Source organism: Nostoc sp. DedQUE09, assembly GCF_034530915.1.
GTDB lineage: Bacteria > Cyanobacteriota > Cyanobacteriia > Cyanobacteriales > Nostocaceae > Nostoc.
On record NZ_JAVRCE010000126.1, the window covers coordinates 1 to 7,668 of the forward strand.

Below are 7,668 nucleotides of genomic sequence, written 5' to 3' on the forward strand. Positions count from 1 at the left end.
GTTCGCATTTGTTGATTTGGCGATCGCATTTGTTGATTTGGCGATCGCATTTGTTGATTTGGAGTTCGCATTTGTTGATTTGGAGTTCGCATTTGTTGATTTGGCGATCGCATTTGTTACCAAAAGCTTAATTGTGCGTTAAACTTGTTTGCTACCTTTGGTAAGGTTCGCTACCACTTTCACCAACTCTTCTGGCTCAACTGGCTTGGATAAATGAACTTGGAACCCAGCTTGCAGAGCTAGCTTGTGTTCTTCTTCTCTAGCAAATGCTGTTAGTGCTACAGCTAGAATCTTCTCCCCTTGCTCTGTTTCCTGCGCCCGCAGTTTCCGAATCAGGGAATAACCATCCTCATCTGGCATTCCGATATCACTGACCATAACATGTGGTTTTAATCGTTCTAGTGCTTCCAGAGCTTCACTTACTGAGCTAACTGCTGTCACTTGCCCTCCAGACTGTTCAAGAATGAAGGCAATTAACTCCCGCGTATCGGCATTGTCATCTACAACAAGTATTTGCAAGCCGTTGAGTATTGAGAGGTTTCCGACTTTTACTTTACTCTTTTTAATTAACTCCTCTGGTTGCGGTTCTATTAAAGGTAAGGACACTGTAAATTTTGCTCCTTTTCCTTCCCCTTCGCTAAATGCGTAGACTGTGCCTGAGTGCATTTCTACTAAATGGTGTACAATTGCTAGCCCCAGACCTAAACCATTGTCTGCTCTAGTAGTTGTGCTATCAGCTTGACGGAAGCGCTCAAAGATATAAGGTAGAAAGTCAGTACTAATTCCCTTACCTGTGTCAGAGACAGTTATCTGAGCATTTGAGTTTACCTGTTCCAGATGTACTTCAACTCGCCCTCCGTTAGGTGTGAACTTGACGGCATTAGAGAGCAAATTCCATATAACTTGTTGCAGGCGTTCTGCATCACCCATAACTTGACCAACTGACGAGTCAAGATTAGATTCAATTTTAATATTCTTAATTTCAGATGTGGGATATACAGCTTCAATTGCCGCCTGAATTACAGGCAGAAGGTCAACTTTACGGATATTTAGGCGAATTTGCCCTTGTACAATCCGTGAGATATCTAGGATATCTTCAATCAGTTTTCTTTGAAGTTGGGCATTCCGCTCGATTGTCTCCAATGCCTTATAGGTAGTTGCTTCATTCCATTTGCGAGTACGTATTAGTTGAACCCAACCCAGCATAGAATTGAGAGGTGTACGAAGTTCGTGGGAAACGATCGCTAAAAATTCTTCCTTGATGCGGTTAGCTTCTTGGGCTTGCCGATAAAGTTGGGCATTGTCAATGGCGAATGCTGCTCGTTGAGCAAGTTCTTCAGCCATTTCTAAGTCTACAGTAGTGTAATGGCGTCCTGGTTGCGCAGACGCAAATAGAATTGTCCCCAGCTTACGTTCGCGTAGTAACAGTGGTACTACCATCTGAGAGTTGATTTGGAGTTGGCGCAGCAGACTGAAGTGTTCCTCGTTCGAGGACTTTTTCTGTAATGAAGACTCAAGAATGTTTGTCACCAGTTCCGGCTTACCAGTCCGTAAAACTTTCGGTGGGCCATAGTCAGCATCAACAGGAATTGGATAGCGTTGTTGAAGTTCTCGTATCAGCGCTTCTTTGGCTGGTTCAGATGCAATGATGACTGGGTTAGTGAAGACTGGCAAATTATTTTCGACGACATCCACAATACACCAATCAGCGAGGGTAGGCACTGCTAATTGCGCGACGCTGGTTAGGGTAGTGCGATAATCCAAGGAAGATGCTAACACCCTACTTGCTTCAGCCAAAAAATTAGAGCGCTTCTCTGCGGCTTGGGCTGCGATTCGGGCGGCTTGCTCATTGTCAAATAACTGCTGGCGCTGCAACTCTAAATGCTTACGCTGGCTAATGTCACGCATTAGCCAGCGCAGAGCAACTGGCTTACCTTTTTCGTTACGGACGGTAACTACTGTCAAAGCGACATCAAAACAGATTTTTTCTCGTGGTTGCAAACACACTTCCCATTCCCCGCCTCGGTCGATCTGCTGCAACTGAGTTAGGTAATTAAAAAAAGCTTGATGATCTGACTGGGCGATGAAAGTAAGCAGCGGTTTGCCAATCAAAAATCGCTGTGAAATATTGAGGTGTTTGCTAGCAGCACGGTTAGCTTCCAGGATAGTGCCGAATGTATCAGTTACCAAATAACCATCAGGCGCAAAATCAAATAATTCTTGGTAGCGCTGACGCTCCTTCTCTACTACGATTCGTGTTGCTTGTAGTTCTTCGGAGGCGACTTTTAGTTCTTCTAAAGTAATTTGAAGTTCCTCAAAAGCTTCTAATGTTAGCTCTTGCTCAGAGTATGGCTCACTTGCAGTCTTTTGCACTAATCCCGTTACCCGTGAGCGCAATATCTCTACTTGTTGACTAAAATCGTCTACATTCATGTTGCTCACTTTGCTAAGACGTAAGAACCACACGCCAGACAAAACATCAGGCTAAATGTAAACCCAAATGTACGCTAAAAACTGATCTTAAACCTATTGCTCAAAAGATAGAGGTTTGTCTTGACGACGCGAGTTCTGTAAAGTGAATTAGACACAAAATACTTCCTCAACCTCTAATTCCCATTGTAAAATAAAGAGTTCATCAAGGAATCTATCTACAGTGTTGTACAGCAAGAAACATAATAGGTAGATTTCAGCAAATGTTTTTATAACTTAATTGGTATGGGGTGGGCATGATAAATAGATTATGCACACAACACTAAGAGAATTCTGATGATAAATGCGATCGCTACTAGATTTCGCCAACTTATGGCTGCGAGAAAAAGCCCGATTGGCAGATATGACCATAAAAACAAAACCAGACGTTCCTTAGCACTGTATACCTGCATAGGATTAGTAGGTGGAATTCTGGCATTGTTGTTAATGACATCCCCAGGACTGACCCAAAAACCGGAACCCCAGCAATCCCCAAAACTCCAACAACCATTATTAGTAGCTACACGAGTTATACCGCCCTTTGTAGTACCAAACAAAGGTGAACTATCGGGATTCAGTATCGACCTCTGGCGCAGCATCGCCAAGCAAATAGGTGTAGAGTCTAAATTTATAGAATATTCCACTGTGCCGGAACTGCTTTCTGCCATTAAGGACCGCAAAGCCAACTTGGGAATTTCAGCTATCTCGATTACAGCTGAACGCCAGCAGAATTTTGATTTCTCATTACCCATTTTTGCTGGGGGGCTGCAAATAATGGTACGAAACGCAGAAACCAACGACAGCGCCTTCCCAAATATTTGGCAATTATTTTTCTCTACTAGCCTCTTGCAAGTAATAGGCGTTGCCTTAGTGCTAATTGTCGTAGCAGCCCACATTATTTGGTTATCTGAGCGCAATCATAAAGATGGGATGATTCCCAAATCATACTTTCCTGGCATTTTTAAAGCCTGTTGGTGGTCAGCTGCCACATTAGCAACCCAAGCTGATGAAATGCCCAAGGGGGTATTGGGACGCCTAGTAGGTATTGTTTGGATGTTCATCGGAGTACTTTTTGCCGCCTACTTTACAGCCAGCGCTACTACATCATTGACAGTACAACAGCTTCAGGGCGATATCAGGAGCATAGACGATTTACCCGGCAAGGTAGTAGCCACAACTGCGGGTAGTACAGCAGCCACATATCTGCGAGAACATAAGATTTCAGTTTTAGAAGTTCCTAAGATTGAGCAAGCTTACAATGCTCTGCAAACAAAAAAAGCTGATGCCGTGGTGTTTGATGCACCTGTACTCCTTTTTTATGTTGCCAATGAAGGCAAAGGAAAAGCACAGATTGTTGGCAGTATCTTACGTGAAGAAAGCTACGGCATCATTCTGCCTAACAACAGTCCCTACCGCAAGCAAATTAATCAGGCTTTGCTGAATCTCAAAGAAAATGGCACTTATCAATCGTTATATGATAAGTGGTTCGATGCTGAAAAATCTTGAAGAAAGGAGCAGGGAGTGGAGAGCAGGGGAGCAGGGGGGCAGGGGAGCAGGGGAGCAGGGGAGCAGGGGAGCAGGGGAGTAGTTGCAGTAAGTCTTTCCCCTCTGCCCCTCTGCCCCTCTGCCCCTCTGCCCCTCTGCCCCTCTGCCCCTCTGCCCAATTCTCTACTCCCCACTCCTTTCTTGAGCAAGTTGGGCTTTTGCTTGTTGCCAGAGAGTTTCTAACTCATTCAAACTGTAATCAGAAAGGGGACGGTCAACAACCGCCTCCATTTTTTCTAATCGCTGGACAAACCGTTGATTAGTGCCTTGCAAAGCGGTGCTGGGGTCAAGATTATGCCAACGCGCTAGCTGAATTACTGCAAATAGTAAATCGCCTAATTCTGCTTCTTGTCGTTCAGGTGTTTCCTCAGCTAAAGCTTGCTGGAACTCTCCCAACTCCTCATGAAACTTATCCCAGACGCCCTGGATATTTTCCCATTCAAACCCGATCGCCGCAGCCTTTTGAGAAATCTTCATCGCCGCCGTCAGTGGGGGAAGAGTACGTCCATAACGAGCGAGTTTAGCACTAAATTTTTGTGCGTCTGGAGATGCTTCGCCCTTTTCCGCAGCTTTGATTTGTTCCCAATTTTGCCGCACCTCATCCACACTGGCCACCGACACATCACCAAACACATGAGGATGACGGCGAATCAACTTTTGAGAAATCCCCTGAGTGATTTCTTTGAGAGAAAATTGCCCAGATTCGCTAGCGATTTGGGCTTGTAATACCACCTGTAATAATAAATCGCCTAACTCCTCAGCGATCGCATCCTTATCTCCACTCTTAATTGCATCCACCACCTCATAAGCTTCCTCAATCACAAAAGGCGTCAGCGTTTCAGGAGTTTGAGCCAAATCCCAAGGACAACCACCATCAGGCGATCGCAACTTCGCCACCACCTCAATCAACTCTTGCAACGCCGCCAAACTCTCAACTTTGTCACTTGTCATTTGTCATTTGTCCTTTGTCGTTCTACCGTTGCTCTTTCTGGTAACTGTAGCTCGACGATTACCGCGATTTGTAACTTTCCGCCTCTTAATTTTGCCACTAGGAAGCAACCCCCGAACCCCCTGTTTTCGCACGCGCTTATAAGCCGAACCCCCCCAATCACTGAGAGAATGACTCATTGCACCGAGTTCCAACCCCAAAAACAAGGCGATATATTCAGTATCGTATTGCACGAGCGATCGCCCCACAGTTTGTCCCAAATCTTGCCAACTAAAACTCAGATTCCATAACCTTTGAGCGATCGCCAAAACGAGAATTGCCACAATAGCCAGCAAACACCCCAGATAAATTACCCGTAGAATCGTGCCAATAATCGGCCCGTGGGATAAAAAAGAACGATGCCGGAGACTTTTTTGATAAGGTAGCCAAATCCAGCGCAAGAAACCCCAGCGTTGGAATTGCACAGAGTAAATATCCAAATCAGGGCCAAACATCAGCCCACCAAAGAGAAACCCGCCTGCAACTAACAAAGTCGCATTACTACTGCGAGTTTGCCAGAAAGTAACGCCCGCCACGAACGGCAGAGCATACATAGTAATGCGATCGTGCGTCCGACCAGAGGGCATCCTACATCCTGAGTTAACTGAATACTGAGTCAGTATAAGAGAAAAAAAGATTTTCTTGAAACCACTAGCGCAATGCGAAATGTTTTGCTATATTAATTAAGGATTAGTCAAACGGGCGGTTAGCTCAGTTGGTAGAGCGCCTGCCTTACAAGCAGGATGTCATCAGTTCGAGTCTGGTACTGCCCATTAAGTAAATTAAGGCTAGAGACAGCTTAAATGCGGTTTCTAGCCTTTTTGAGTTTATGGTATTCCCTAATTACCCGGCGCAAATGCAAACACAGCTTGGATTGCAAGAGGGCTGATTGGATAGCTTTCTGTAACTTGCTGTTCTGTCCAACCTTCGGCAAACAACCCCAATATGAATTCCACAGATAGCCGCGTTCCTTTGACGATAGGCTTTCTAAGGAGAATTTTCGGGTCTGAATGAATATAAGTTCTCCAATCCATACCAGTTTACCTTTATCGGGCTTCATCTATTATGAGCGATGCCTATAGCGGGCTGCGCCAATGCACCATTCAGATATGCCACTTGGGCAAAAGATTTTAAATTGCTCAAACAATTAATCACTAGTTAATATTGAGGCGAGAAGTTCAGGACGAGACAGATGTGGGCAATGCCCAGAAGGTAATTCAATGGCATCGACTCCTAAACGCTTGCGTGCAGCGTAGCGTGACCATGTAGGAGACAATATTCGGTCATTAGTACAAACAATATATTTACGCTCAATATGCGGCAAAGCTTTTAGAGGATTGGTTTCAAAGATATATGCCATAGATTGTTGCGAACGACTTTTTGAGATTGCCCACTGTGCTACATCCGGTTGACAATCATGAAAGAAAAACTCCCTTAATACTGCTTCGTCTGAATAATCTTTGCCTACGGAAGCTGGTTCAAACATATCAGGTTCATCGTGGAACTGTTGGAGTTTACTTGGCTCTTTTGCTTGATAATTAAATGATTTGAGTGTATCAGAATCAAGACGATGAGAAAATTGATCGAGTGTACTAATTCCGGGATGGGGGAGTAGCGCAGCCACAAACACTAGTTGACGCACTTTTACCGCTTCTGCGACCAGGGGAATTATAGTACCAGCCATTGAGTGACCTACTAAGACAATATCATCATCGGTTTTTGGCAGCGCTTGAATTACTGTATCTGCAAATTGGGACAAAGTAGCAGATGCATTTTCAATTGGCAAATCCATTGCTACAGTTTTGTGGCCCTGTGCTTCTAAGTAGGGAATTAGCAAATCCCAACACCAAGTGGCTTGGAAAGCACCGTGAACTAGACAAAATAGACTCATATCAATTGAATAGTGGTAATGGTAGACGAATTTTTTAACTTCTCTTATTTCTTAGCAAATTTTAAACCTTGACCAAGTAAGTTAAATCAGCACCTGCTATACAGCAGATTTCAAGTTGTGAGATACACAAGCTAAGTCTGTTACCCAGATATAAAGCGTATTTTACTCCTGAATTCTGTATTCTGAATTCTGGTGTATATTCAAATAGCAGTTAAAACAGGCTGAAAAGGTTGCAATAAAATACCCAAAATTTTATCAACTTCTTTAATATAGTACTCAGTCGAATCTATATAAACAGTTTTCCCTTCTAAAAATAAAAACTTCCAGTTAGTTCCACTAGTAACCGAGCCATAAATTCGCCCTACTTCATTGCCTTGATTTTGATTGAATAATTGCGCTGCAATCATTGCTGCTACACATTGACCCAAACCGCCGATAATATCCTCTTTTTTCGCTTCAAAAATAAACATTACCGGAGCAGAAATAAATAATTGCTCCTGCGAATTGCTGATGATGTAATCGCAAAAACCTTGCAAGCCTTGAGTTGCATCAACATTAAATTCATTTCCAGAGAATAGTGATATTTTATTATTTAATAATCGTCTGACCTCTGCGAGAATTGGTGCAATTAAAAACTCTGACCTTGCTTTTTCGGTTGAAATTGCAGTTGCTAAAGGGATGTAATCTATTAAAATCGTTCTGAGAGTTTCTGATGGTGTCATATCAATTTACATTGAAGCTGCATAGAAAAGAGCTTCAAGAATAAAGTCATAAG

Annotated in this window: 7 protein-coding genes and 1 tRNA gene; 2 read left to right on the forward strand and 6 right to left on the reverse strand. The window is 43.5% G+C overall.

Annotation, left to right across the window (positions count from 1 at the left end):
- Positions 1-138: 138 nt before the first annotated feature.
- Complete coding sequence (locus RMY27_RS35230; protein ID WP_322669430.1) at positions 139-2,433, reverse strand: ATP-binding protein; 2,295 nt, start codon at positions 2,431-2,433, stop codon at positions 139-141.
- A 333-nt stretch (positions 2,434-2,766) separates the two neighbouring features.
- Between RMY27_RS35230 and RMY27_RS35235 the strand changes: the two genes are divergently transcribed.
- A complete protein-coding gene (locus RMY27_RS35235) occupies positions 2,767-3,975 on the forward strand; it encodes a transporter substrate-binding domain-containing protein (protein ID WP_322669431.1) in 1,209 nt (402 codons plus the stop codon).
- 162 nt (positions 3,976-4,137) lie between these two features.
- Here the strand turns inward: RMY27_RS35235 and mazG are convergent, their stop codons facing one another.
- Positions 4,138-4,965 (reverse strand): nucleoside triphosphate pyrophosphohydrolase, encoded by an 828-nt coding sequence (mazG, locus tag RMY27_RS35240; protein ID WP_322669432.1) that lies wholly within the window; start codon positions 4,963-4,965, stop codon positions 4,138-4,140.
- A gap of 3 nt (positions 4,966-4,968) precedes the next feature.
- Complete coding sequence (locus tag RMY27_RS35245; protein ID WP_322669433.1) at positions 4,969-5,589, reverse strand: metal-binding protein; 621 nt, start codon at positions 5,587-5,589, stop codon at positions 4,969-4,971.
- 113 nt (positions 5,590-5,702) lie between these two features.
- Between RMY27_RS35245 and RMY27_RS35250 the strand changes: the two genes are divergently transcribed.
- Positions 5,703-5,775: transfer RNA gene (locus RMY27_RS35250), tRNA-Val, on the forward strand.
- Positions 5,776-5,841: 66 nt separating this feature from the next.
- On the opposite strand, the gene RMY27_RS35255 is transcribed toward RMY27_RS35250, so the two are convergent.
- From RMY27_RS35255 to RMY27_RS35265, 3 genes are all read right to left on the reverse strand, one after another.
- Positions 5,842-6,036 carry a DUF433 domain-containing protein gene (locus RMY27_RS35255; protein WP_322669434.1) on the reverse strand — a complete coding sequence of 65 codons (195 nt, stop codon included), beginning with the start codon at positions 6,034-6,036 and terminating at the stop codon, positions 5,842-5,844.
- A 113-nt stretch (positions 6,037-6,149) separates the two neighbouring features.
- Positions 6,150-6,893, reverse strand: a complete 744-nt coding sequence (locus RMY27_RS35260) for an alpha/beta hydrolase (protein ID WP_322669435.1) — start codon at positions 6,891-6,893, stop codon at positions 6,150-6,152.
- 200 nt (positions 6,894-7,093) lie between these two features.
- Positions 7,094-7,615: a hypothetical protein gene (locus RMY27_RS35265; protein ID WP_322669436.1), complete on the reverse strand. Its 522-nt coding sequence runs from the start codon at positions 7,613-7,615 to the stop codon at positions 7,094-7,096.
- Positions 7,616-7,668: the final 53 nt, after the last annotated feature.